This window comes from Sulfurimonas sp., from assembly GCF_026988655.1.
Lineage (GTDB): Bacteria > Campylobacterota > Campylobacteria > Campylobacterales > Sulfurimonadaceae > Sulfurimonas.
The window spans coordinates 1-25469 of sequence record NZ_JALSKT010000055.1 but is presented as its reverse complement, the minus strand read 5'-3'; the positions used below and the strand labels follow the sequence as shown (position 1 = coordinate 25469).

General features: G+C 36.1%; 27 protein-coding genes. 11 read left to right on the top strand and 16 right to left on the bottom strand.

All coding sequences use genetic code 11. From position 1 onward, the window contains the following. Positions 1 to 5 precede the first annotated feature (5 nt). Together flgC and flgB are read right to left on the bottom strand one after the other, a co-directional pair. Positions 6 to 500 carry a flagellar basal body rod protein FlgC gene (flgC, locus tag MV052_RS05900; RefSeq protein WP_297441911.1) on the bottom strand — a complete coding sequence of 165 codons (495 nt, stop codon included), beginning with the start codon at positions 498 to 500 and terminating at the stop codon, positions 6 to 8. Positions 501 to 509: 9 nt separating this feature from the next. Further along, positions 510 to 938, bottom strand: a complete 429-nt coding sequence (flgB, locus tag MV052_RS05895; protein ID WP_297441909.1) for a flagellar basal body rod protein FlgB — start codon at positions 936 to 938, stop codon at positions 510 to 512. A gap of 219 nt (positions 939 to 1157) precedes the next feature. Here flgB and MV052_RS05890 point away from each other — a divergent pair, with 219 nt between their 5' ends. The 5 genes from MV052_RS05890 to MV052_RS05870 all read left to right on the top strand — a co-directional run bounded on the left by MV052_RS05890 (position 1158) and on the right by MV052_RS05870 (position 4833). Then, positions 1158 to 1520: a prepilin-type N-terminal cleavage/methylation domain-containing protein gene (locus tag MV052_RS05890; protein WP_297441907.1), complete on the top strand. Its 363-nt coding sequence runs from the start codon at positions 1158 to 1160 to the stop codon at positions 1518 to 1520. A 196-nt stretch (positions 1521 to 1716) separates the two neighbouring features. After that, complete coding sequence (locus MV052_RS05885) at positions 1717 to 2157, top strand: type II secretion system protein (protein ID WP_297441905.1); 441 nt, start codon at positions 1717 to 1719, stop codon at positions 2155 to 2157. After that, a complete protein-coding gene (locus MV052_RS05880) occupies positions 2144 to 2581 on the top strand; it encodes a type II secretion system protein (RefSeq protein ID WP_366089191.1) in 438 nt (145 codons plus the stop codon). The genes MV052_RS05885 and MV052_RS05880 overlap by 14 nt, the downstream gene beginning before the upstream one ends. A gap of 45 nt (positions 2582 to 2626) precedes the next feature. After that, positions 2627 to 2857, top strand: coding sequence for a hypothetical protein (locus MV052_RS05875; RefSeq protein ID WP_297441903.1), 231 nt, complete (start codon positions 2627 to 2629; stop codon positions 2855 to 2857). A 137-nt stretch (positions 2858 to 2994) separates the two neighbouring features. Further along, on the top strand, positions 2995 to 4833 hold the full coding sequence (locus tag MV052_RS05870) for a primosomal protein N' (RefSeq protein WP_297441901.1): 1839 nt from the start codon (positions 2995 to 2997) through the stop codon (positions 4831 to 4833). Here the strand turns inward: MV052_RS05870 and MV052_RS05865 are convergent. Together MV052_RS05865 and MV052_RS05860 are read right to left on the bottom strand one after the other, a co-directional pair. Continuing rightward, positions 4830 to 5396 (bottom strand): NUDIX domain-containing protein, encoded by a 567-nt coding sequence (locus MV052_RS05865; RefSeq protein ID WP_297441899.1) that lies wholly within the window; start codon positions 5394 to 5396, stop codon positions 4830 to 4832. The genes MV052_RS05870 and MV052_RS05865 overlap by 4 nt on opposite strands. Then, positions 5389 to 6579 carry a peptidoglycan DD-metalloendopeptidase family protein gene (locus MV052_RS05860; RefSeq protein ID WP_297441897.1) on the bottom strand — a complete coding sequence of 397 codons (1191 nt, stop codon included), beginning with the start codon at positions 6577 to 6579 and terminating at the stop codon, positions 5389 to 5391. The genes MV052_RS05865 and MV052_RS05860 overlap by 8 nt, the downstream gene beginning before the upstream one ends. A gap of 102 nt (positions 6580 to 6681) precedes the next feature. Between MV052_RS05860 and MV052_RS05855 the strand changes: the two genes are divergently transcribed. Genes MV052_RS05855 through MV052_RS05845 form a run of 3 tightly spaced genes read left to right on the top strand, consistent with a single transcriptional unit; the run spans position 6682 to position 9707 of the window. Further along, positions 6682 to 7458 carry a plasminogen-binding N-terminal domain-containing protein gene (locus tag MV052_RS05855; protein ID WP_297441895.1) on the top strand — a complete coding sequence of 259 codons (777 nt, stop codon included), beginning with the start codon at positions 6682 to 6684 and terminating at the stop codon, positions 7456 to 7458. Continuing rightward, complete coding sequence (locus MV052_RS05850; RefSeq protein ID WP_297441893.1) at positions 7448 to 8833, top strand: FAD-linked oxidase C-terminal domain-containing protein; 1386 nt, start codon at positions 7448 to 7450, stop codon at positions 8831 to 8833. Before MV052_RS05855 ends, MV052_RS05850 begins: the two co-directional genes overlap by 11 nt. Before the next feature lie 4 nt (positions 8834 to 8837). Further along, complete coding sequence (locus tag MV052_RS05845) at positions 8838 to 9707, top strand: YihY family inner membrane protein (protein ID WP_297441891.1); 870 nt, start codon at positions 8838 to 8840, stop codon at positions 9705 to 9707. On the opposite strand, the gene MV052_RS05840 is transcribed toward MV052_RS05845, so the two are convergent. From MV052_RS05840 to ispG, 3 genes are read right to left on the bottom strand one after another with little or no spacing between them, the layout of a single operon-like run. Beyond that, positions 9609 to 10892: a ComEC/Rec2 family competence protein gene (locus tag MV052_RS05840; protein ID WP_297441889.1), complete on the bottom strand. Its 1284-nt coding sequence runs from the start codon at positions 10890 to 10892 to the stop codon at positions 9609 to 9611. The genes MV052_RS05845 and MV052_RS05840 overlap by 99 nt on opposite strands. Before the next feature lie 3 nt (positions 10893 to 10895). After that, a complete protein-coding gene (gene dnaB, locus MV052_RS05835) occupies positions 10896 to 13379 on the bottom strand; it encodes a replicative DNA helicase (RefSeq protein ID WP_297441887.1) in 2484 nt (827 codons plus the stop codon). Next, positions 13379 to 14437: a flavodoxin-dependent (E)-4-hydroxy-3-methylbut-2-enyl-diphosphate synthase gene (gene ispG / locus MV052_RS05830; protein WP_297441885.1), complete on the bottom strand. Its 1059-nt coding sequence runs from the start codon at positions 14435 to 14437 to the stop codon at positions 13379 to 13381. The genes dnaB and ispG overlap by 1 nt, the downstream gene beginning before the upstream one ends. Before the next feature lie 268 nt (positions 14438 to 14705). Between ispG and MV052_RS05825 the strand changes: the two genes are divergently transcribed. Then, on the top strand, positions 14706 to 15782 hold the full coding sequence (locus MV052_RS05825) for a DNA alkylation repair protein (protein ID WP_297441883.1): 1077 nt from the start codon (positions 14706 to 14708) through the stop codon (positions 15780 to 15782). Between the two features lie 28 nt (positions 15783 to 15810). Here MV052_RS05825 and MV052_RS05820 read toward each other — a convergent pair whose 3' ends face one another. After that, complete coding sequence (locus MV052_RS05820) at positions 15811 to 17034, bottom strand: DUF2202 domain-containing protein (protein ID WP_297441882.1); 1224 nt, start codon at positions 17032 to 17034, stop codon at positions 15811 to 15813. Positions 17035 to 17124: 90 nt separating this feature from the next. Next, complete coding sequence (locus MV052_RS05815) at positions 17125 to 19098, bottom strand: TonB-dependent receptor (RefSeq protein WP_297441880.1); 1974 nt, start codon at positions 19096 to 19098, stop codon at positions 17125 to 17127. A 104-nt stretch (positions 19099 to 19202) separates the two neighbouring features. Between MV052_RS05815 and MV052_RS05810 the strand changes: the two genes are divergently transcribed. Further along, positions 19203 to 19820 carry a hypothetical protein gene (locus MV052_RS05810; protein WP_297441857.1) on the top strand — a complete coding sequence of 206 codons (618 nt, stop codon included), beginning with the start codon at positions 19203 to 19205 and terminating at the stop codon, positions 19818 to 19820. 4 nt (positions 19821 to 19824) lie between these two features. On the opposite strand, the gene MV052_RS05805 is transcribed toward MV052_RS05810, so the two are convergent. Both MV052_RS05805 and MV052_RS05800 read right to left on the bottom strand, forming a co-directional pair. Next, positions 19825 to 20898 (bottom strand): sensor domain-containing diguanylate cyclase, encoded by a 1074-nt coding sequence (locus MV052_RS05805; RefSeq protein ID WP_297441855.1) that lies wholly within the window; start codon positions 20896 to 20898, stop codon positions 19825 to 19827. Between the two features lie 108 nt (positions 20899 to 21006). After that, positions 21007 to 21990 carry an agmatine deiminase family protein gene (locus MV052_RS05800; protein WP_297441853.1) on the bottom strand — a complete coding sequence of 328 codons (984 nt, stop codon included), beginning with the start codon at positions 21988 to 21990 and terminating at the stop codon, positions 21007 to 21009. Between the two features lie 16 nt (positions 21991 to 22006). Between MV052_RS05800 and MV052_RS05795 the strand changes: the two genes are divergently transcribed. Further along, positions 22007 to 23044 carry an alanine racemase gene (locus tag MV052_RS05795; RefSeq protein WP_297441851.1) on the top strand — a complete coding sequence of 346 codons (1038 nt, stop codon included), beginning with the start codon at positions 22007 to 22009 and terminating at the stop codon, positions 23042 to 23044. Here MV052_RS05795 and MV052_RS05790 read toward each other — a convergent pair. Genes MV052_RS05790 through MV052_RS05770 form a run of 5 tightly spaced genes read right to left on the bottom strand, consistent with a single transcriptional unit; the run spans position 23036 to position 25256 of the window. Beyond that, positions 23036 to 23554 (bottom strand): NlpC/P60 family protein, encoded by a 519-nt coding sequence (locus MV052_RS05790; RefSeq protein ID WP_297441849.1) that lies wholly within the window; start codon positions 23552 to 23554, stop codon positions 23036 to 23038. The two genes, MV052_RS05795 and MV052_RS05790, sit on opposite strands and share 9 nt — an antisense overlap. A gap of 2 nt (positions 23555 to 23556) precedes the next feature. Beyond that, a complete protein-coding gene (locus MV052_RS05785; RefSeq protein WP_297441847.1) occupies positions 23557 to 23949 on the bottom strand; it encodes a hypothetical protein in 393 nt (130 codons plus the stop codon). Next, positions 23949 to 24176: a PP0621 family protein gene (locus MV052_RS05780; RefSeq protein ID WP_297441845.1), complete on the bottom strand. Its 228-nt coding sequence runs from the start codon at positions 24174 to 24176 to the stop codon at positions 23949 to 23951. Before MV052_RS05780 ends, MV052_RS05785 begins: the two co-directional genes overlap by 1 nt. Beyond that, on the bottom strand, positions 24173 to 24760 hold the full coding sequence (gene rsmG / locus MV052_RS05775; protein ID WP_297441843.1) for a 16S rRNA (guanine(527)-N(7))-methyltransferase RsmG: 588 nt from the start codon (positions 24758 to 24760) through the stop codon (positions 24173 to 24175). The genes MV052_RS05780 and rsmG overlap by 4 nt, the downstream gene beginning before the upstream one ends. Before the next feature lie 46 nt (positions 24761 to 24806). Further along, positions 24807 to 25256, bottom strand: coding sequence for a PAS domain-containing protein (locus MV052_RS05770; RefSeq protein ID WP_366089201.1), 450 nt, complete (start codon positions 25254 to 25256; stop codon positions 24807 to 24809). Between the last annotated feature and the right edge of the window lie 213 nt (positions 25257 to 25469).

The window sequence follows — 25469 nt, the reverse complement described above, 5'->3', positions numbered from 1 at the left end:
TTCCTTTATTGTAAGAGTGAAATAGCACTATTTGCCATCTCTTTTGCGCTTTCAAACGCAGCTACATTTGCCTGATAAGCACGAGTAGCTTCAACTAAATCCGACATTTCTATAACCGGATTAATATTTGGATATGCCACATAACCATTAGTATCAGCATCAGGATGATGCGGCTCATATTTCATAAGTGGTTTTGAGTCGTCACGGACGACTTTATCAACTACTACGCTCATTATAGCAGGATTTACCTTTTGTCCTAATTGCCCTTCATTTAATGGGTCTTGATATTTTGCACTTTGAGAAGAGTTAGCTAGTGATTTATTGTAAACATCGTTAAAGTTAATAGCTTTAAAGACAACTTCCCTGCGTCGATAAGGACCACCTTCTTCTGTTCTTGTTGTTTGTGCATTGGCGATATTACTTGAAATAGTATTGACACGAACTCTCTGTGCTGAGAGACCATAACCACTGATGTCAAAACTGCTTAAAAAATTACTCATATTTATTCCTTATACTTTTGAGGAAGCGTCTATGACACTTCTAAAAATTGCACCATCTTTTTTGTCTGCCATAATGAGAGCATTAAACATGATAGAGTTTTTACTCATCTCAGTTGTCTCTACATCTATGTCAACGCTATTACCATCATTTCGAGCCATATGCCCATCTCTGTAAAAGAGTGTTGGTTTTATCTGACTTGTTTCCTTTTGTGGCGCTAAATGTTTGGTATTTGTTTGTGCCATTTTTAGTTTATGAGAGTCATTTTGATAAAGTGCATTTCTTTGAGCTATCAAAGCATCTTGAAAACTTATATCTCTTGGCTTATAGTAAGGAGTGTCAGCATTTGCAATATTTGAAGCTATCATATCTTGACGAGCAGCACGATAGTCCATTGCTTTTGCTAAAAGTGGACTGGTTTTAGATGATTCAATACTCATAAAATATTCCTTCTATATTTATTTTTTAATAAATAAGCAATTTTAGTACCAAAAAGTATAAATGTAAAAATATTTTATATTATTAAATAAAATACACATTTTATTGTCTAACTTAAGGTAAAAAGTTGTCATTTAAGCATAAATTAAAGATTTTAGGTTCATAATGCTTCTCAAGGTTACAAGTGTAATCCAAATTTTTTAATTTACAAGGAGTTCTTTATGAAAAGAGCTGGTTTTACTATGATCGAATTGATCTTTGTTATCGTTATCTTAGGTATTTTGGCAGCAGTTGCCATTCCAAAACTTGCAGCGACTCGTGATGATGCAAAATTATCTGCAGCGCGAAGTGATTTAGCTACATGTATCAGTGACTTGGGTGCAAAATATACAGCATCAGGGACTTTGGTAGCAGATGATTTAACAAACGATCGAGCATGTCTAAATGCAAATAAAGCAGAGACAGGGGTGACTGTGGCTTTAAATGGTACGAATGATGGTATAACTGTAACACTGCCAGCTGATGGATACAGTAGTTTTCAAACAGCATACCAATTTGGTGGTACAAGTGGTGTAACTTACTAAAAGTTATTCTTACATAGTTGAGATGGTGAATAATTCACTATCTCACTATTAATATTTTTCTGCTATTTTCTTCTACATTTATGTAATCTTTTTAATTTATCAAATGTTATTATTTTCTAAGTATTGATTATATATTTAAGAGAATAAAGTATTTAATCAATACTTAGAAAATGTATGGGCAGTTAAGGAATTGGATGTGAAAAATGCTTTTACAATGATTGAGTTAGTATTTGTAATTGTAATTCTTGGAATTTTGGCAGCTGTTGCGATACCTAAACTTGCGGCGACTCGTGATGATGCGAAGGTTTCTATGTTAGCACAAAACATCGGAACGGCTGTTGGTGAAATCTCTTCTTATACGATTTCTAAGGGTGCAGCAGATAAAAATTTTTTACTTATGTCAAATGCTATGCAAAAGATGAAAAACTCTGGAAACGCAGTACTGAGTGATAATAAGAGTGTTATTTCAATTGATGGTGTGGATTGTATAAGTATTGATGTAGTAAAAAATGCAACAAATGATGATTTGAAGGTTTCTTTTATCAGTAGTACAAATCAAAAATGCTTGAGCTTACAAAGTGCAATTGGCACACAAAATTATTTTATTAAATTAAGGGGATCAGGTGTCGTATATTAAAAATAAAAACGCATTTACAATGATAGAACTGGTTTTTGTTATTGTCATTTTAGGAATTTTAGCTGCAGTAGCAGTCCCAAAATTTTCTGCAACGCGTGATGATGCGACCATCGCAAAAGGGCGTGCTGATGTTGCTTCTATTCGTTCTGGAATCATTACAGAAAGACAGGCAAGACTCATTAAAGGTGAACATGATTATATCCCTCTTGGTACTGGTGCTGGTCAAATTGATTATGGTGGTCTTTTTGGTGGTGTTTTGATGTATCCTATCAGTGCTTCAACAGGTAATGATGGTTGGAGTAGTAGCACAAGTGGAACATATACATTTAAAGTTGCTGGTAATGCTAATACATTTAAGTATACTCCAGCAGATGGAAAATTTCTCTGTACATCAGGTAGTGAGTGTGATAAGTTAACGAAATAATTGAACTACTACATAAAATTAATGAAAACTTTAGTATAATAATTTATGGCTAAAATAGATGAGATAAAAGAAATACTAAACACACTAAGAATAGCAATGAGTATTGCATTTGGTATTTTAGTAGTTTTGGTAGGAAGTATTATTAAACGTTATGATTCTTCAAATATAGATGCGATTTTTTGGATAGGTGTTGCATTTACATTTGTTCTTCTTATCTTTATAACGATTATTGTTACAAAAATTTCAAACAAAACGAAAGAAATAAAGGATTTATAATGGATGCAGGAACGATAGCAATATTATTAATTGCGATAGCAACAACAGTAGTTCTTTTTTTTAGTTTAAATAAACTTTCTCAAGTCTAACATAAATACAGCTTGATAAAAATAGTAAAAAGAAAACTAATAGAATCTTTGAACTACTACACTCTCTCAATCATAGGCTCACCACTTGGCGAGTTCTCTTACCACTCTCAAAAAATCATCGCAATAGGCACAAGAGTCACTCTTGAGTTTAACAAAGGCATTAAAGATGCTGTGGTGCTTGGTCTTTGTGAAAAACCATCTTTTCAAACAAATGAGATACTAGAGGTAACTAATGGTGTTTACTCTACTAAGCAGATGCAATTAGCACAATTTATCTCTTCGTATTATATCTGTTCTTTAGGTGATGCTTTTTCACTGATGATGCCTTTTACCCCTATATCTATATCAGAATCTTTAAGCTCCTTGGAGCAAAATATTGTCCTTTCAGCAAAACAAGAAGAAGCTTTTGCATTTTTGCAGCAACATAAGGTCTCACTTCTTTTTGGTGATACAGGAAGTGGGAAGACTGAGATATATATGAAGTATTTTCAGCGGATGATAGCTGAGGGTAAACGCAGTATATTTCTCATGCCTGAGATCTCTCTTACTCCACAAATGGCAAAACGTCTCAAAGAGCATTTTGGTGAGTACTTTGTTATGTGGCACTCTAAACTTACCCCACTGCAAAAGAAAAAAGCACTAGAAAAAATTCACAGTGGTGAAGCAAAGATCATAGCGGGTGCACGTTCGGCTCTTTTTTTACCCATAAGAGATTTAGGTTTGATAGTTGTAGATGAAGAGCATGACGATAGTTACAAATCTTCTTCACGCCCGCGTTACAATGCGCGAGATATAGCAATATATATGGGAAAATTGTATGACATTACTGTTGTTTTAGGTTCAGCGACACCATCGCTTAGCTCGTATGTGAAGTTTCCACATGTCAGACTCAAAGGTGGTCATTTCAGTTCAAACAAAGAGTTTATATATGAACGTAGCGCAGAAACGCTTTCTCCTCTTATTTTAGCTAATCTGCATGAGGTTTTAGAAAAAAAAGAACAGTCCATAGTTTTTTTACCTACACGTGCGAATTTTAAGTATCTTATTTGCCAAGATTGTGGACACACGATAAAGTGTGAGTTTTGTAGTGTAGGCATGAGTGTACATCAGCATTCACGAGCATTGAAGTGCCACTATTGTAACTTTACAAGCGCTATTCCTCAAGTTTGTCCTGAGTGTCAAAGCCCACAGCTAACAAGCTCACGGCTTGGAACGGCTGAGGCGGTGAATAATCTAAGAGAAACATTTCCAAACGCAGTGATTGAGCAATTTGACAGAGATGTCATCACCACTGCAAATAAGCTCAAAAAAGCACTCAAACGCTTTAATGACAAAGAGAGTGATATCTTAGTTGGAACGCAAATGCTGAGTAAAGGGCATGACTATCATGGGGTTACTTTGGCGGTCGTTTTGGGGATGGATAACATGCTCAATATGAGTGATTATAGAGCCAGAGAAAAAGCACTTTCATCTTTGATACAGGTGTCAGGAAGAAGTGGACGTGCTAAAGATGCTAAAGTTATTGTGCAGACCTTTAATGAAGAGTTTTTTAAAACTTATATAGAAGAGTATGAGAACTTTTTAGAGACGGAAAAAGAGTTTAGAAAAGAGTTATACCCTCCATATAAAAAGCTTTGTCGTATTTTATTTTCTCATAAAAATGGAGCAAAGGCACAAGAAGCAATGCGTAAGATGCAAGATGCTCTAGCTGCGTTTAGCAGGGTTGAAATTGTTGGAGCAGGGAAGTGTGCTATAGAGCGTGTGGCAAATAAGTACCGTTTTGAGATATTGCTACGAAGCGATAAAAGCACTGATATCATTCGAGCAGTAAAATCTACTAAAAGTAGATTGGCTGAGGTAGATATGGACCCTATTGAATTTGGTTAAGTAAGCTTTTTGTTCTCAAAAAACCAGTAGATACTGAGCATAACCCCTGTTGTTTTTTGATAGCTCTCATCAAACATAAACTTTTTAGCTTGGGAGGTTGGAATGTAGATAACTTCTATATCTTCTTCTTGTAGCCCACCACCTTCATCTCTTTGCATACTCTCATCTATCTCCGCATAGTAGAGGGTTTGATGAGTACCTGAGATACCGACGCTTGTATAAAAGGTGCTGATCTTTTCTAAGTTTTGCACCGGAACATCATAGCCACACTCTTCTAAAACCTCTTCTTTAGCTATCTGTGCATTTGTAGTATTTTTATCAATGATACCAGCACAAAGTTCATACATATATCCATTTTTTTTATTTTTATTAAGGACTGTAGCTCGAAGTTGTTTGACAAAAACAAAGCAGTCTTTTTCTCTATGCCAAAGTAAAATAGCGACACTATCATGAGAGATAACGGCTTCCCATTTTCTTTTTATACCTTTGAGCGTGTAGTTGATTTGTATTGGTTTGATGAAGTGAGGGTCGCTGAGTTCTTGGATGGAGTCTATTTTAGCCATTTGTTTTCCTATCTAACATATGTATGTATGATATATTTTCAAAAGGAGGCAGTTTTTTAAATGGTGTTTGATTGTTTAAGTGTATCTCAACGCTTTTGTCATAATTTTTTTTGAGTCTAAGAAATGCTTTTTTTGCTTTGCCTTTGAGTTTTTTTGTAGTTACTTGGACAACTCTGAGTGGGTTGATGGCACGACCTCTTTTTCTAAGCTCAAAGTGTAAGTGTGGACCTGTTGAGCGACCAGTTGTTCCGACATAGCCAATAGTCTGACCTTTTTTTACATATTTACCACGATGGATGCCTCGGCGAAATGACTTTAAATGCGCATAGCGTGTTTCATAGCCATCATTGTGACGGATTTTTATAAGATTTCCATAGCTGCCCATTCTCGCAGCCCAGATAACTCTTCCACTTCCCGCTGCTACTACCGGCGTTCCACGGCGTGCGGCATAATCAACACCCAGATGTGCTTTCCATTTATGCAAAACAGGGTGCCATCTGCGTTTGGTAAAGTAGGATGAGATACGTGCGCCACGTACAGGACGGGCAAGTAAAAAGCCTTCGACTTCATGCGCTTTTTCATCATAATATCTTCCATCATCATTAAGATAGATATAGTGTTTTTTATGACGCATCTCAATCATAGCGACTTTTAAAGTTGGCATTGAAAAAGGACGTCCTAGGCGATATTTTTGATCATAAATCATCACGAGTTCATCACCTTTACGAATGTCATTTTTAAAGTTGAGTGAATGTTTAAAACTTGAGACAAAAATTTGTGCCAATTTTTTTGAACCTGTCTCTTTTAAAATATTGTACATTGGAGAGCTTGTGATTGTTGTGTGAAAAGCTTCTGTTTTTGTTGTACTTATAATGGGGATGGCTTCAAATTTATAACTGTTTTTATCTTTATAAATGTGAATTTGTAGTTCATCATTAAGAGGCAGTAAAACTTGCTCTATTTGATTGTGCTCATCACGCAATATTTGGTAGTGAATACCACTTCGCATCTCCTCAGTGAGACGCTGATCATCTTTGTCAAGGTTGTAATAGAGTTCTTTTCCAGGAAGGTCGTTTTGTTCTAAAAAGATGAGATATGTTTCACCGTTTTCCCATCTGTGTCTATCAACGCTCGAAGCAAATGTAGCTATCGAGAATAAAAATAATATGAAAAATCGTATCATAAAGCTAAACCTATTCTAAATTATTTGTGAACTTTATCAAATTTTGGCTTAGTCTGAGGTTTGTTTGTTATAATCGCATATATTAAATTGAAAAGAAGTCAAATGAAATACATTTTTACACTCTTATTTATAAGCTTTAAGTTGATGGCTGCCATGGTTGAGGCACCTATAATCTCAGTAGATAATGCAAACGAAACAGTAGAAATAAAAATCGATAAAATTGATGTTGGCGTGAGTGGCTTTGTTGTCCATAATATTACTCCTGAGCATAGTAGTATCTTAAAAAATGCCGTTGTAAAGAGCTTTAATGAAGCAAATAAAACAGCTATCATTCAAACATCAGATTTTCATATGTTAGATAATGATTCTGTGCCAAAAGGCAAATGGCATGTCAAAGTAGGTGATAGCGTAGAATTGGCATTTGGTTATAGTCGTTCACTACTCATCGCACCAAGTGAAGAGATTTATCATCAGATAAGTAAAAGTATCAATACGCAGTGGATACACCCTGACTTGTTCGCTACTGTGCTCTCTTTTCGCGGACATCCAACGCCTTTAGTCGAAGATTTTCAAGCAATGGCAGATGCAACAAGTACGGGACTACTTTTTATATTTTTAGATAAAAAAATATATACGGTGGATATGAAAAGTTTTCATATTTTAAGTATTAGTGATGCACCGCTTGAACAAAGAAGGGTACATTTACCATTTTATACACGTGTGGAGAACATAGATGCAAATTGGTTTGGCAAAGGAAGTAGCAGACTGACAAGTTACGCCCCGCACTACTATGCCTTACTCTTGCAAAATAACAAAGAGAACAAAGAGCTACAAGCTTTGTACGAAAAATCCAAAATAGGAAAAGAAAATGATAGATAAAAAACATATAGAACACTTTACATCACTTGTTGGTGCAGAAAATATCTACAGTGACAAAGCACATTTGATAGCTTACTCTTACGATGCAACTCGTGAACATTTTGAGCCTGATGCTGTTTTGTTTCCAAGAAATGAAGAGGATGTGAGTAAGATACTCAAATATTGTAACGAACATAAAATAGTTATCGTTCCTCGTGGTGCAGGATCAGGTTTTACTGGTGGGGCACTTCCAAGTAGTGGTGGTATTGTCCTTGCGATGGAAAAACATATGAACAAAATTTTAGAAATTGATATGAAAAATATGGTTGCGGTTGTTCAGCCTGGTGTTATTAACATGGACTTGCAACGTGCGGTAGAAGAAGTGGGTCTTTTTTATCCACCAGATCCAGCCTCACAAGATTACTCAACTATAGGTGGTAATGTGAGTGAAAATGCTGGTGGTATGCGTGCTGCAAAGTATGGTATCACTAAAGATTATGTCATGGCTACACGTGCTGTTTTACCAAATGGTGATGTTATACGAGCGGGAAAACGTACCATCAAAGATGTAGCGGGTTATAATATCAGTGGTATTTTGATAGCGAGTGAGGGAACATTAGCGGTGCTAACTGAAATAATCCTCAAACTTATTCCAAAACCAAAGATGACAAAAACTGCTATGGGAATTTTTCCTACAGTAAACGATGCTATGGAAGCTGTGTATAAAACCATGGCAAGTGGAATCACACCCGTAGCGATGGAATTTTTGGACAATCTTACTATCCGTGCAGTTGAGCAGACTTTTAACAAAGGCTTACCAGTTGATGCTGGTGCTTTACTCGTAACAGATGTGGATGGAAACCTTGAAGATGATTTAGATTTTCAACTTACACAAATAGAGAAAGTGTTTAAAGAGAACGGTTGTTCTGAATTTAGAATCGCAAAAGATGATAAAGAAGCAGCCGACTTATGGTTTGCACGTCGTAATGCATCCCCATCATTAAGCATCTACGGAAGTAAAAAACTCAATGAAGATGTAACAGTTCCTCGTGCAGTTTTACCAGAACTTTTAGAAAAATTTTACGCCATAGCTGAGAAATACGATGTCAAAATTCCATGTTTTGGTCATACAGGTGATGGAAATGTGCATACAAATGTTATGGTTGATGGTAGTGACCCCCAGCAGGTAAAAATCGCTTATAAAGCGATAGAAGAGGTATTCCAAGCGACTGTTGATTTGGGTGGAACACTCTCGGGTGAACACGGCATAGGACTGGCAAAAGCACCCTATATGAAGATGGCGTTTACGGACGAGGAGATGAATCTCTTCAAGTCGATAAAAGCTGCGTTTGATCCAAACAACATTTTAAATCCTGCAAAAATGGGACTCAACTAGAAGTATGCGAACAAGAGCCGCAAAAGCTATCGCTCAGATCAGATTTTTTGTCGGCTCTTTTGTCGATAAAGAGCTGACGCTCTTTGCAGCGAGTTTAAGCTTTTATACTATATTTACCATTATTCCTCTTTTGCTTATCATTATGGCTATTCTTACCTCTTTACCCTCTTTTGCAGACTATTATGAAAAGATTCAAGGTTTTATATTCTCTAACCTTATGCCGGTAAACTCAGATACTGTGATGATTCAAATCAATGGATTTTTACAAAATTCATCTAAAATGGGAGCGATTGGTTTTGGGGCTATTTTGGTCTCTTCAATGCTATTTTTTAAAAACTTTGAGTATATTGCCAACAAAATCTTTCATGCAAAACCCAGAACCATTTGGGAGAGTATTACAACATACTGGACACTGCTCACACTTACGCCTATTGCTTTAGGTATTTCGTTTTATATCACAGGCTACATCGCAACACTGATGGCTTCAAATACTTTAACAGATGGTTTAGATGTCCTCCCTCTTGTGCCTTACATAATAATCTGGGGACTTTTTTTCCTGATCTTCCAAATCGCTGCAAACACGAAAATAAATCCCAAAGCCTCTGCAATCAGCTCTCTTATCATTTCAGTTGTATTTAGTGTGAGTAAAAATGCTTTTATCTATTATGTATTTTTAAATAAATCCTACACAACGATGTATGGTTCATTTGCTATATTGATGTTTTTGTTTTTATGGATATATGTTTCTTGGATTATCTTTATCTATGGCTTAAAACTATGCTACATTATAGATAGAATATATAAAAATCAAGAAAGTGTACAAAAGCAAAACATAGAGAAACCTTCGACTGAAAATAGCGATAAAAGAGAGTAATACTTCAATAATTAGATAGCTAAACGCAGTAGTATGATTTACTGCGTTTAGATTTACCTCTACGAGCTTTTGAACCAATCCATCAAGTAAACTTCCATGAGAGATAAGGTGCAAGAACATTTCAAGCGGATAAAAGAGGGTAAAAAGCGTTGTCCAAAGTATGGAAAGCGGATGATAAAGGCTAAAGTTTCCAAATATACTCAAAGAGTAGGGCAACATCATCAAATAAACCCAAAAAGGTAGGAGTATAAACTGCTTGACTTTACTGTAATGTTTAAAATGTATCAAAAATAAGAAAATATAAAAAACACCGCTGACACTTAGCCAAAAACCTATACTGAAAATGAGTTTAGGAAAAAGAGCAAGGAGTAAAACCACTGTGATGAGAAGCGTCTGCATTGAGATGATTTTTATCCCTCTTGCATATAAAATATAGCCTATAACTAACATAGCATAAGCACGGAGTAATGAAGGCGGGAAATCTAAAAAAAGAAGATAGCTAAAAAGTATAAGAGCGATGATGATAAAGGTGTCTCTGGTGTAACTTCTGTATGGAAAATACCTATTTTGTAAAAACTTGTAGGGGTATTTGATAAGAAAAAAGAGTATGGCACTGAGTACACCGAGATGAAAACCACTGATGGCAATAAGATGAGATATGCCGAGATTTGAGAAAGTTTTTTGGAGCTGTGGGTTGAGAGGTTTTGCTAAAAAAAGTGCTTGGTAGAGGTTTGACATATTTGCATCTTGATGTTGACTGCTTATAAACGCAGTAGCATCACTCATAAGCGTAGGCTTGTCGTATATTTGTAAAATCTTACTAAAAGCGAAAAAATTTCGTAGATACTTATAAAAAGTAATCTTTCCTGCCCAAATTTCAAGCTGAATATTTTTGTTTTGTAGGTTTTGAAGTTTTTTCTTTGCAGTGGTATAAAATGTAAAACCATCATCACTTTTAAGCTTTAAAACTTGGTAGGTTTTGATTTTCCCTTTTTTTGTTAGCTTTGTTTTTGTGTATTGTTTGAGTACTACTGCGTTTACGAGTTGTGAATCAAATTTTGTAAGTTCAGTGTATTTGTAATATTGGTAAGAGATGGAAAATATGAAAATACTAAACGCAGTAAAAAGAAAAGAGAAGATGTCTTTTTTCGTTTGAAAAAGAGTCACTTCTTCTATAAGTTTCATATCTTAAATCTGCGGCATATTAACTTGTGGCGTACCCATGTCAATGTTTGCCGATGAGGTATCAACATTTTCATACACGGTTTCTACTCCTTGAGAAAAGCTAGGTGCATCAACAAAGCGTGTAAGCTTTTTCTGAAAGATAAGCTTCACATGACCTGTCGGTCCATTCCTCTGTTTTCCGATGATGATCTCAGCGTCTTCTTCTTCTTTTTCAACATAAGTCGAAGTAAACTCTTTTCCTTCGGCTTTAGCAGCTTTTTCACGCTCTTTTTCTTCTTTATAAAGGTAAACATCATCACGATAAACAAAAAGAATAATGTCGGCATCTTGCTCAATAGACCCAGACTCACGAATATCGCTTAGCATTGGGCGTTTATCATTGCGGGATTCGAGTCCACGGTTTAGCTGAGAGAGCGCGACTATAGGCATCTCAAGCTCACGTGCTAGCATTTTGAGTCCACGAGAGATCTCAGAGACTTGTAAGTGTCTATCTTGATTGCCGACTCCTGACATAATTTGTAGGTAGTCAATAACGGCTATCTCAATCTCAGGATGTTGGTTTTTCAACTTTCTGAGTTTACTTCTGAGCTGATTGATATTGACACTTCCTTGGTCATCAACAAAAAGTTTCGCAGAGTTCATTCTGTCAATGGCACCGTTGAGGTTTGACCACTGATCATCATTCATATCTCCAACGCGGAGCTTTTGAAGGGGTATGGAAGTTTGGATGGAAAGTAAACGCAGCATCAACTGCTCAGCCGGCATTTCAAGAGAAAAGAAGGCAACACCTTTACCTTGCATGATGAGAGAGTTTACTGTGTTGAGGATGAAAGAAGTATTGTGTGTGACAGTCATATCTTCAAGTAAAAAAAGATGGTTGCCATCTATTGTAAATCCATAATACTCATCAACTTTGTCATATTCTACTTGTATGCCGGTATGTAAATGCTCACGTTTTGAGAGAAGTTTTCGTGCCTTTTTGCGAGCAATTTTTGTAGGAATTTTATCTAAATGCCCAACTATGCGAACTCTATAAACATCACATTCATAGTTGATTTTTTTAATTCTTGCTTTTTTTGTTTTTATGGAGACGCGAAACCCTAAAGAGTCTGCCAAAAACTTTATCTGTTTTGCCAGTTTTTCATCTTTTTGTACTATTTCAAAAACATGAAACTTATCATCATAATATCCATCACTGTCAATAAGTCCTGCTAAAAGTTCCAATCTGTTCTTTTGAGAATTTTGCACATAGATATGAGGAATGTGTTTACAATTAAGTACGTGTAAGTCTCTTAACTTTTTTTGCAGAGAATGATCTTGAGACTTTGAAATCCCACGTTGTCCTGAAGTGATAGAATACATAGGACATTTTTCTTTATTGTTATGCTGTTTTGTGACTTGTAAGTTAAGTTTTTTTGCATAGTTTTTTAAATATTCTACAACTTCTTTATCCTCCGTTGCTATGGAAACATTACTGCTTGTGCCATCCCCAAGCCAAACTCCTAAGAAATAAGGATCAATTGGAAGTTTTTGTTTTTTAAAGTCAACCGCTACTTTATAGCCTTTGTAGTTAGAGTGAAATTTATTTGATTTTTCATTGTACTCTTTTACAGAGATGTTCAATACATCTCCATGTTTGTGTTTTCCTTCATTCCTACTGCGTTTAAGTGAGAGAATATGACTTTCATTCACGCGATAGTCAATACCCTTATTTTGACGAACCCAGTACATTTTTTCTCTACCACGAGCTAAAGAAAGTACATTTCTTGGGGTAGAGTCATCTCCCATAAGTTGATCACCAACTTGTATATCTTCTACATTTTTAAGTCTTCCATCAAACATAAGAACCTTCGTACCTTTACCTAGGCATTTTCCCATCGCAGGCCTTGCTGCAATGATGACAAGATCTCCTTTACCAAAACCTGTTGTCATTTTGTTGAGTTCTTTAAAGCCGGTATCTACTCCGACAAGTACAGAATTGCCACGTGCTTTCATCTCTTTGATGTATTCCATCGTGTCAAAAGTCATTGTTGGGGAGTCTTTAAAGTCGCTTGTTTGATTGTCTTGTGTTATCTCATAAAGTTTTTTCTCTACGATGTCCACAACTTCAGCAGATGGTAATTCTTCTTCAACTGTGACTCTTTTTATTTCTGTTGTAAGGGTTAAAAGATGGCGTTTAAGTGACTTGTCTTTTATCTCATCTATATAGGCTTTGGTGTTAGAGATAGGGTTGGCAGATAAAATCTCAAGTAGTACCTGTTCATCAAATTTTTTCGCTTTTATGAGTTCTTTTTTGATAAACTCTTCATCTATAGGTTGATCTTTTTGCAAAAGTGTAAGCATCGCAGCAAAAATATCTTGATGCGCAGGAAGATAAAAGTCATCTTTTTTGAGTGTAACACTCAGCTCATCGAACTGAGAAGGCTCAAAAACAATGGAACTAAGTACACTGCGTTCAAACGCGAGGTTGTATAAGTTATCTTGCATTATGATTTTGCTGCCATCTCTTCAACCTCACTCACAAATCTATCAACGAGAGCGTCTTCATCAAGGTTTGCAACAACTTCGCCTTTGACCATCACAAGACCTTTGCCTTTTCCGTAAGCTATCGCCACATCAGCGTGTTTTGCTTCGCCTATTGCGTTTACAACACAACCCATGACGCTAACATCAAGTGGCGTTTTAATGTGTGCTGTTCTTCTTTCTATCTCTGCTACTGCTGTCACAAGGTCAGCTTCGATGCGTCCACAAGTTGGACATGAGATGATATTAAGCCCTTCTTTTGCCACGCCGCTGTCTTTTAAGATAGCATGACCGACTTTTATCTCCTCTTCAAGTTCCCCTGTGATAGAGATACGCATAGTGTCTCCGATACCATCAAGTAGGAGTGCCCCAAGACCGATGGCACTTTTTATAGTTGCATGAAAAATAGTTCCTGCTTCTGTGACACCAAGGTGAAAAGGGTAGTTGTTTTTTGGACGTAACATTCTGTAGGCTTCTACCGTTCTTTGCACATCACTTGCTTTGAGTGAGATTTTGATGTCATCAAATCCTAAATCTTCTAAAAATTTGATATTATAATCTGCAGATGCCACCATAGCTTCAGCGGTAGGTCCATACTTGTCATCGAACTCTTTTTCTAAGCTTCCTGCATTTACTCCGATACGTATCGGTAAGTTTCTCTCTTGACAGGCTTTTACTATCTCTTTTATTTTGTTTTTATCGCTGATATTTCCAGGATTAAAACGGATACAGTCTACAGACTCAGCAGCAATAAGTGCAAGCTTATAGTTGAAATGAATGTCTGCTACCAGAGGCAAAGAGGTTTGCTCTTTGATGGCTTTGAGTGCTAAAGCATCTTCCATATCCGGCACTGCTACACGGACAATGTCTGCACCTGCAAAATGAAGTCTATTTATCTGCTCAACAGTTGCCGCAACATTATGCGTATCTGAGTAAGTCATAGACTGAACTGAAATAGGTGCATCACCACCAACTGCTACATCACCGACAAATATTTTTTTAGTAGGGTATCTTGTTATCATAAAGTGATTTTAGCTTCTTTTTTATGAAGAAGTGCTTTAAGTACGGTAAATCAAAACTCAAGTCATTCTCAGCTTGACTAGGAATCTAGCTTATAATTTCATATAAACTAGACCCTGAATCAAGTTTAGGGTGACTTTAGTTTTGAAGTTATCTTAGTTTTGATTTACCGTGTGCTTTAAGAAGAGTAGCTGCTAAACAGTTTTATAAAACAATCGTACTCAGTGTTAAGATGATTGTTATGCTAAAATAATAAAAAAAGAATATCCAATGGCAGAATTATTAAAAAATAAGTACACAAAATCTTACATAGAGAACTTGGCTTTAGAGATAAAAAAAGAGTATGCACTTTTTGATGATGCTGGTTTTGTTGCCTCTGTTTTTGATACTCTTTGGGGTGACTTAGAACTCAAGGGGCGTATGCGGCATATTGCACTGCGTTTAGGTGAGTGTCTTCCTTTGTCTTACGCTGAACAGTTGGCTATTTTAAAGCCTGTTTCAAAGCATTTTTACTCCTATGAAGCGATGTTTTTTGAAGATTTTGTTGCCTTGTTTGGGATGAATGATTTTGAAGAGTCAATGCAGGGTTTAGCCCTCTTTACCGTCGAATCTAGCAGTGAGTTTGCTATACGAGAGTTTATTTTACAAGATGAAAAACGAACAATGTCTCAGCTGCGGGCTTGGACAAAAAGTGAAGATGAACATTTGAGAAGACTTGCTTCAGAAGGCTGTCGTCCACGACTTCCTTGGGCTGTTGCCTTGCAATGTTTTAAAAAAGACCCTAGTGAAGTATTTAAAATTATAGAACTTTTGAAAAATGATACAAGTAAATATGTGCGCAAGTCAGTGGCAAATAATTTGAATGACATTTCAAAAGATCATCCTGATTTGGTGTTAGCATTTGTGCAAAAGAACCTTGGCATTTCTAAAGAACTAGACTGGATTTGTAAACATGGCTCTCGTACTTTACTCAAGCAAGGAGATATAAGGGCTTTAAAGCTTTTTGGCTTTGCTCATTCAGGTTATGTGTATGTTGGAAATTTTACCCATGAAAAGGTGCTTCAGATAAATGATACCATGACTTTTTCTTTTGAACTTAGAAGTAAAGAGATCATAGGAAATGTGCGAGTTGAATATGCGATTGACTATCTTAAGGCAAATAAAACACATAAGAGAAAAGTTTTTATGATAAGTCAAAATGAAGTGAAAGAATTTTCTAAAAGTTTTACAAAAAAACAGAGTTTTAAAAACTTGACTACACGAAAACATTATGCGGGCAAACATTACATCTCGATTTTGATAAATGGGGAAGAAAAAGTTAGAAGTGAGTTTTTACTGGGGCCCTAAAGAGTGCTTGAGCGCACTCTTTATATACTTATTTTTTACCTCTTTGTTGTCCGTTACCATTTCCACCATTTTCATTTTGTGGATATTCTGGGTGACAATACTCGTCTCCGAGAACACAACAACCATCACTTACTCCCATGTTTTTAAGTCCTTTGTCAAATGCCCAGTAGTGAGAGTAGCTTCCATCTCGTAAGAACTCAAACGCAGTAGTAACATCTGTCGCATTTGAATCTTTGGCAGATTGGATATCGGCAAGTAAGTCATTAATATCAGTCACTTCAACCATACAGCCTACCTCTAAGGCAGCTTGTTTTGACTCTTCACCCTTAGCTGTTAATGAATCATATAAGTCTTGAATAGCTTGAATGTCATAAGTACCAGCTTGCATATCACTGATGTTTGTATCTTTGTATCCAAGTTCTGGCATATCTACATTTGTAAACTCATCTGGGGAAGTGATGTATTTTTTTACAAGAAGTTGTACCGTTTGGATATGTGTATATTCAGATTTTGTGGCAATGTTTGTGAGTTGATTAATCGCCTCTCCATTTTGTGCGTGATAAGTATAAAGATAGTTGTAAACATCATAAGCAAATCGCTCTTCGTTACCCATAAAAGAAAGTGTATTTTTTACCTCTTGTGTGAGTGTTGATGCTGGAGTTAAAAGTGCTTCTCTTACATCTGTCGGAAGTTTTTCAATGCTATCTACACTCTCTACAAACGCAGTAGTTTGGCTTAAATGCTCTAGTGAGTCATTATAATCTATAAGTGTAATGTTTGCATCCTCAGCATAAGCATCCAAGTCATCAGCATTAAATGTTGCATTTGCATCTTCAAACGCAGCTCTTACTTGTTCGCGTATTTTTATCCCATTTTTTGTGTCATTGTCATCATCACATGATTGTAAAAAACGTGCCATTGCAAGAACTCTGCTGTTGTTTACATCGCCTCTATTAACACCGGCTAAATCTTGAGGAAATACTTGTCTGTCATCTGGAACTTGAGCGATTTCACCAAGTTTGAGTCCTCCAAGTCTAAAGCTAACTGGTAAAGTTTGGCAATTAAAAGAGCCATTAACATCTGTAACGCCTGTGCTTCCATCAGCACAAGTATAGTCAGCATTGGCAACATAATTGTCAACAAGTTGTCCAGAAGTTACAAGTGCTGTTGTGTCTGTTGTGCTACTAGAGCCACAACCGCTGAGTAAAATTCCTGCTACAGCAGTTGATAAAAGTATAGATAAAGTTTTCATTGTTTGTCCTTTTGTTTTGTTTAGATAATCGTATTGTATATTTAATGTGTTAGCGGAGTGTTAGTGCTTCCTCTCAAAAGAGAGAGAAGACTAAAATTTAAAGTCTAAGTTTGTGTAGATATATCTACCTGGTTCATTTAAAAGCATTGCTTGTGTTGTTCCAGCAGTGATGAGTGTTAAGTCTGCATAGGTATTACTTTGTGCGTAGGTAACATCAAAGAGGTTGTTTGCTCCTATAGTTAGGTTAAACTTTTTATTGACTGCGTGTTTTATTTTCATATTTAAGATAGCCCAGCCTGCGAGTGCTTGTTCTCCATTGTCAGCGTCATAGGCACTCCATGCATCACTTGCTTGTGTCTCTATGGTAGCTACAGAGTTGTTTGCGTATTCGTAGTTGATTGCTAGATTTGCACGCAGTGGTGCGATGTCTGCAAGGTCTTTATCTGTTTGTCCTGTGAGTGCTGTATCTTTTTTTCCAACTTTATAAGATGCACCCATATCAACAGTGATATCATCATTTACATAGTATGAGCCACTTATCTCTGCACCGTAAATAGTCGCATCTATATTTTCAAATAAATTTGCGGTTTTATTGGAGTTTATATATATGTAATCTTGTAGCATTGAGTAAAAACCTTTGATTTTCAATTTAAAATCATCATTGTTTGTTTCATAGCCAAAGTCGATTTCACGGTTTGTAGTTTGTTTTAAATCTGGTGTGCCAATAATTGCTGCACCTTTTTGAAAGTACAACTCACGTCCATCTGGAACACGAGACGCTTGACCAACTCCTACAAAGATCTTGTGTTCTGGTGCAAGTGCATAGGTTGTGAAAACATTTGCATTGAGTGCATTATAAGTGTTTTTATCATAGCCCACAAGGTCACTATCAACAGTTGAGTAGTCATATCTCGCACCAAATTTGACATCAAAGTCACCATAAGTTTTTTCAAGTGTTGTAAAGAGTGCACTGTTTTGTGTAGTCGCGTGGTCTATACTGTTACCAAGAACTGCGCCAGAGACATTGTTGACATATTCGCCCCTCCATGTTCTTTTGCTTGCATCAACTCCAAGAAGAATTTTGTAAGTATCAATGTCAAAACTATTTTTGAGTTTGATGCCTTGCATCGTTGTCCACATATGATTTGTTTTATTTTGAGCATCGATTAATGCTGCGTTTCGATACTCTGTACTCATAGGGTGATCGACATCTGAATAGTAATATTGGAGGTTGATATTTTTATAAATATCTGAAATATTGTCAATATTATATGCAATACTGTAGATGTTAGAATCATCTAAGATAGCATCCATAGGAGAGTTTGCATACATGATATTGTCACTTCTGTTTGCTGTTACACTCAAACGCAGTTCTTGGTCTTTTGCCGTTGTGACGAAGGCTTTTGCCATCATCGACTGCTTTGTATAGGCTTGCATATCTTCATATTTCGCTTGGTATTGGTTAGCAACTGGTGCACCATTTGCGATAACCTGCTGGGCTAGTGTGTGTCCATCGCCATCTTTGTACTGATCACTAGACTCTTTGGACGCTGTGACTAAGACGCGGATGAGGTCATTGCCCCCACTGACGGTTGCGCCAAATTTTTTGTAGTTCCATGCGCCAAAGCCTAAGTTTATTTGACCTTTTATCTCTTTTGTTGGTTGTTTGGTTGTAATTTTGAGACCACCGCTCATATTTCCATAAGTTGTAACATCATAAGGACCTTCTGTTACTTCTATAGACTCTATTTGACTTGCTAGGATATGAGAAACTGGAGGATCCATTCTGTTTGGACAAGCACCATACACTTTTGTTCCATCTGCTTCTACAGAGATATTGTCACGTTTCTGACCGCGAATGAGAACGTCATTGGCTATCCCGCTACGGCGTGACATATCAACACTAGGAATATTGCTAGAGAGTGTTTGTGCTACATCTGCTGAGGTTTGAGCATTTTGTGCTACATCACTGAGCGTTGTTGCTTGCACTTCAAGAGGTTCTAGAATAACATCTGCATTGAGTAGTGAGAGGGTAAGTAAAGATAAGGGAATGATTTTTTTCATGGATAACCTTCTTTTAAAAATTTATTAAAGAAATAGTATAAAAAAAGTGTTACATAAGTGTTAAGTTTCGCTAGAATTCTGTTTTTAATTTAAAAAGGTAGATTATGAGTACAATAGAAAAGATAAAACGCACTGTTTTAATAGCTTTAGGTTTTGCGCTGGCAACCTATCTTATCCTGAGTGGAACAGCTATCTTAAATAAAAAAGAGTTATTTGTGCAAAAAATACAAAATGTCCCTAGCATCAGTTACATAGAACTTGCAAAAAAGATACTTCCTCTTACGCAAGAAGATATGTATAAAGATGAGTTTCAATTTAGATATGACACAAATGAGACAGCAATTAACTTTGAAAAGACAACACAAGAACAGATTGTTGTACTAACGCAAAAGTATGGTGTGATTATGTATGATGTTGATACAGCTAAATTTGCACTTCTTTTTGACACCAATGCTAGACTAATGGGCGTAGCACTTCTTGAAATATCTAATGGAAACAATGAATGGAAGATGCAAAGAGAAACAAAAATCAAACCTAGTAAGAACATACTATTTTTAGTATCTGACAAGTATTATAATACTGAGTGGACTATTCCTTATGTAAAAGGGAAGAGTGTTCTTAGTGAAAAAAACGTATACGTCATCAATGTTACAAAAAATCTTCATTTTTCTGTAGAACCAAGAGAAGATAAAGAACTACAGGAACAGCTTAGTCGCAACTGACTCTTTATGAAATACTGTAGTTATTTTTGCCATGATGTTTAATGGCATACATCGCTTTGTCAGCACTTTGTAGTAGCGAGTCTATATCTTCCCCATCATTTGGATAAAAAGAGATACCAATGCTTACAGTGACTTGAAGATGTTTATACTTTGTATCTAAGTCTTGCGTAAAAGTTTCTAGTATTCCTTGTGCAAGTTTGGCTATGTCATTTTTATGTATGTTTGTGTAGACGATGACAAACTCATCACCACCGATACGTGCTAAAATGTCATTTTGTCTGATTTGTTTTTGTAAAAGAGTGGCTGTGTCTTTGAGAAAAGCATCTCCCGCATCATGTCCAAAAGTGTCATTAATGAGTTTGAAGTTATCCAAATCAAGATAAAAAAGGGCAAACTCTTTGCCGTTACGTTTAGCATCTTCAATCAGGTATTCAAGCTTATTGTAAAGATTATATCTGTTGGTTAGTCCAGTAAGAATATCATGCGTTGAGAGATAGTCCATCTTCTCTTGCGTGAGATATTGCTCAGTGATGTCTTTGGCAATACCCTCAATTTCGAGTAATTCTCCATCACTATTTACGATGGGATAGCGGTCAAGCTCGAGATAGCGAATGCTTCCATCTTTATGATACACAGAGGCAATATTTGATTGGGGTATCTTTTCTTGTTTAAACTTTTGTGGTTCAATAATTGTTTGTTCATTTATAGGATCATTTGTAAGAATATCTCTTAAATTATTTCCCACAAACTCTTCTTTTGTGTAGCCCAAAACATCTGTAACTGAATTGCTGACATAAGTACAAATGAAATTTTTATCAAAACTATACAGAATGTATTGGCTTCTTAGTTCATGCAGTAGTCGCTCAAATCTCTCTTGTGTTGCCTGTAGTTTTTTTTGGGATGTTTCTTTGAGTTTCTCATAAAGCTCACGCATTTCTTGAGAACTCACTTCTAAAGAATGTTCAAGTAGTTTTCTTGCGGCATCAGCATCTTTGTAAGTTTGATTGACCATAGATAAAAAATTTTCATCAATGCTTATGCCACTTGCTTGGAGTTGACGTTCAAGTAATTTATGCATTTCTATCCTACTCTTTGCTCTAACAAACATAACTTTCTAAAAGCATAATCTTTTCCTTAACTAATAAATTTATTTTACATTTGTTAGACTTTGTGAAAGCTTAATAAGTCAAAAATTCATACTTATACAGTGAATAGAGCCGTGTTGACGGATAAGAACAGAGGCATCAAGAGGGATGATTTCTCTCTCTGGGAAGGTTTGTTCAAAAAGTGTGATAGCTGTTTTGTCTTGAGGAACATTATATATAGGGAGCAAAATTGCGTCATTAACAAACAAAAAGTTTGCATAGGTTGCAGGGAGACGCTCCTCTTCGTAGTAGATAGCATCAGGCATAGGCAGCGCAATTAGCTTGAGATTTTTCTCTTTGGCTATCATCTGCAACTCTTCTTCCATGCTTTTGAGCTCATGATAATGCTCGTCAGTTGTGTCTTTGCATTGCACATACATGATAGTATCTTTAGAGATAAATCGTGCAAGTGTATCGATATGCGAGTCAGTATCGTCTCCTGCAAGGTAGCCATGGTTGAGGTAGAGGATATGTTTTGCGCCAAAAAAATCTTTGAGCTTTTGTGTGATTTGGCTTGCGTTTAAATGGGGATTTCGGTTTTCATTGAGCATACAAGACGATGTTGTTAAAAGCATATCTTCACCATTGCTCTCGACAGCGCCACCTTCAAGAACAAAGTCGATTTTTTTCAGAGGGTAGGGGTATTTTTGTGCTAGTGTGCAGCTCAGAAGATTGTCTTTTTGTGCGTCAAACTTTCCTCCCCAAGCATTAAAAGTAAAGTCTAAAAGAACTCTTTTATCATCTTCTTCTACTGTGAGTGCTGAGCAGTCTCTAGCCCAAGTGTCATTTGTCGTATAAGCAACAAAGATGAGGTTGTGTTTGTCTAAAAAATGTTCTTTTACTGCGTTTACATCATGGCAGATGATGAGGCATTTTTGATATTTTCGGATGGCATTAATGATGTTGACAAAAGTGCTTTGTGCCTCTTGGAGATACTCTGCCCAGTCCGTAGCTTCATGGGGAAAGATAATTTGTGTAAAAGTTTGCATTTGAAACTCTGCGATTAGTCTTTTTTGGCTTTTCATAGTGTATAATTCCTTTATGGCTTTCATAACTCTAAATAAAAATCATTTTTTTCATAACCTTGATATTATCACGAAAAGAACTTGTGGTAAAGATAAAATAGCGCTTGTTTTAAAAGATAATGCTTATGGTCACGGACTTATAGAAGTGGCACAAATGGCAAAAGAGTATGGCATTACAAAAGCGGTAGTACGTTCTTGTGATGAAGCAAAAAAAGTAGCAGATTTTTTTGAGTATATTTTGGTGTTGGCAGATACTCCACGTGAGAGTTCAAACGCAGTAGGGACAGCTTCTAAAATTCGCTACACGATAAATGATCTCAAACAGATAAAAAAGTTCCCAAAAGGGACAAAAGTAGAACTTAAAGTAAATACTGCGATGAACCGTAATGGTATTGAGATAGAGGAGCTTGAAGCTGCGTTTGAGCGTATTGATAAGCAAGGCTTAGAGCTTGAAGGTATTTTTACCCATCACAGTAGTGCAGATGAACAAAACAGTATCTATGATTTGCAAAACAGTAATTTTGAGAGACTCAAAGAGCGTGCCACTTCTTTGGCAAAAAGATACAACTTTGAACCTTTACGCTTTCATTCATCTAATTCAGCGGCACTCTTTCGCGGTGATGACTTTAGAGATGACATGGCGCGTGTAGGCATTGCAGCCTATGGTTGTTTAGAACTTGAGAACAATTCAAACGCAGCAAAGCTTAAACCTATCCTGAGTGTTTATGCAAAAAAACTCTCAACTCGTAATCTAAAAGCAGGAGAGTGCGTAGGGTACAGTGCGACATACAAAGCACAGAAAAACTGCACACTTTCAAACTATGACTTTGGTTATGGAGATGGTTTTTTACGCTCTTGCTCGAACAACTATATCACACCAGAGGGTGTAAATATAGCTGGAAGAATTTCAATGGATAACAGTTCATTTTTATCAGACAAAGAAGAGTTGCTTATCTTTGATGACGCAAGAGTTGCTGCAAAATTTGCAGGGACTATCAGCTATGAGATGCTTACAGCTTTAAAGCCAAATCTCAAACGCAGTGTTTTAGGGTAAAACTCGTCTTGCTTGGTAATAGGTGCTTTTAAAGTATGGATTGTGCAGATTTGAGATAATAACGCCCTTTTTATCTGAAGCATGAATGAAGTTTCCATTTTCAAGATATATTCCGGCATGTAAAATATTGTAACCGGTTTTAAAATAGAGTAAATCTCCTGCTCGTAGTTGGCTTTTTTTTATCCAGCGTCCTATCTTTATCTGTTTTTTAGTTGTACGGGGGATCTTAAGTGCAAAGGCATCTTTGTAAATGTTTTGTACAAGTGCAGAACAGTCGATGCCGCAACTGTTTGTGCCACCGTATCGATAAGGTGTGTTGTACCATTTTTTATACTCTTGCATCAGTGCTAAAGTGATGGGTGTTTTGTGTTTGAGTTTATAGTGTGAAGTTTTTTTCTTGGCAGGTTTTTTGTAGCTTGTAAACTTTACTGCGTTTGGATGCGTTTTTTTTGTGCTACATCCACTAAAAAGAAGTATAAACGCAGTAGATAGAGCAAAAAAGGTTCTCATCTTTATGAGCTTAGTCGTACAACTGCACTAGGGCATATTACCCCATCTATCCCTAAAAGAGTGAGCTCTTCAATCTCCTCTTCTTTGTCGATATGCGCTAAAATTTTTGCATCAAAAAGATAGTTCTCTGCGAGCTTTTGTGCTGTTTTTGCTAAATCTTGAGTAACAACAATATACGCCGCGTTGAGTGCAGAAGCATAGACTACTTCTGTGACATTGGAGACTTTGAGTGCAAAGGCGATGTGATTATCATTGAGATAGGTGATGATGTCAAGATTTGCTTCATCATATTCAAGATACATAGTGGAATTTGGTGGTGTTATGAGGATAGTATCAATGTCAAAAATATGGTAAAACTTCTCACTTGGGATAAATCTATGTCCAAAAAATAGCATTATTTACCCTTTTTTAAGCACTCACTAGAACAATAATATTTGCCATTGCTCAAAATTGCTTCATGAATTTCTGTGTAGACACCGCAGACTTCACACTCGACCATATCATTGACTTCAGGTTTTTTATCATTTTTTTTATTTGCACTGTTAAGCGATGGTTTTGCTTTAAAAAATACAAAATAAACGATAGCAATGACCGCCGCAATAAGTAAAAATTTTAGTATCATAAGTCTTCTCCTAGAAGTAAGTAGTGTCTGTTTTGTGTCTCAATAATTTTATAGTTCATAGTAACATCATCTTCAAGCTCTTCAAAAACTTTTTCACCTTTATAAAAAAGAAGTTTAGAGTGTTCATCTCGAAAGTTTTTGCTTAAATCCAAAAGTATTTTAGTATCAGTAACTGCCCGTGATGTGATAAGATCAAAGTTTTCATCTTCCATATCTTGAACTCTTTTTTTTACAACTCGAACATTGTCAAGACCTAAATCTGCTTTGATAAATTGTAAAAAACTGGCTCTTTTCATAAGGGGTTCAACAAGAGTCACCTGAGTATCCGGGAGTGCCAAAGCTAAAATCATCCCCGGAAAACCTGCGCCTGTTCCTATGTCCATCAAAGAGTTTACTTTTGGTAAAAAAGAGACAGGATAAACAGCATCATGGATGAACTCATCAACCATAGCTTCATTTTTTGCACCTGTGAGGTTATGGATTTTATTCCATTTAAAAAGATGTTCTTTGTATTTTTGTATGTTTTTGAAAAAATCGTCTGGTAAGTCTAACTCATCAGCAATGAGCGTCTCTTTTAAGTTCAATAAAATATCCTTTTAAAAAAGGTATTTTATCTAAATTTGACTTATTTTATGAAAAAAGCTTTTTCATAGCTGTAAAAAATATCTTAAAAAGCCCAGAATTACCCACAGTTTTATTGATAAACTCATCATATGTTGTGTTATTGTCTTCTAAAAAACCACGTAAATATTTTTCACTAGCTTCCATCCCGCCATGCTCTTCAATCGTTAACATTTTTTTATAAATTGGCTCAATAATATCTATGGCTTTTTGTGGTGCAGCTTTTCTAAACGCAGTATGCGAAATAATCTCGTTTGTGATGGGGTCAACTTTTGGTTCAAATTCTGTTACAACCCAGTAATAACTTCCATCTTTGGCAAGATTTTTCACCACAGCAATAAAGTTTTGTGCTTGATTGATTCTGTCCCACATCATTTTAAATGCAATTTTTGGCATATCGGGATGCCGAATAATACTGTGTGGTTCACCTATAAGTTCAGCTTCGCTGTAGCCTGAGATTTCAACAAAATAGTCATTACCGTATTCAATTATCCCTTAGGATTTGTTTTGGAGACTATATATCTTTTGGTGTTGAGCTTTATTTCATGCTCAGTTGGTTCTGGGTGCTGCATAGTTGACTCCTTATATGAGTATTAAATTAAATTATTAGTAAGGTGTTTTGTGCAATTATAGCTATATTTATATAATTTATGCAATAATTGTCCATAATTA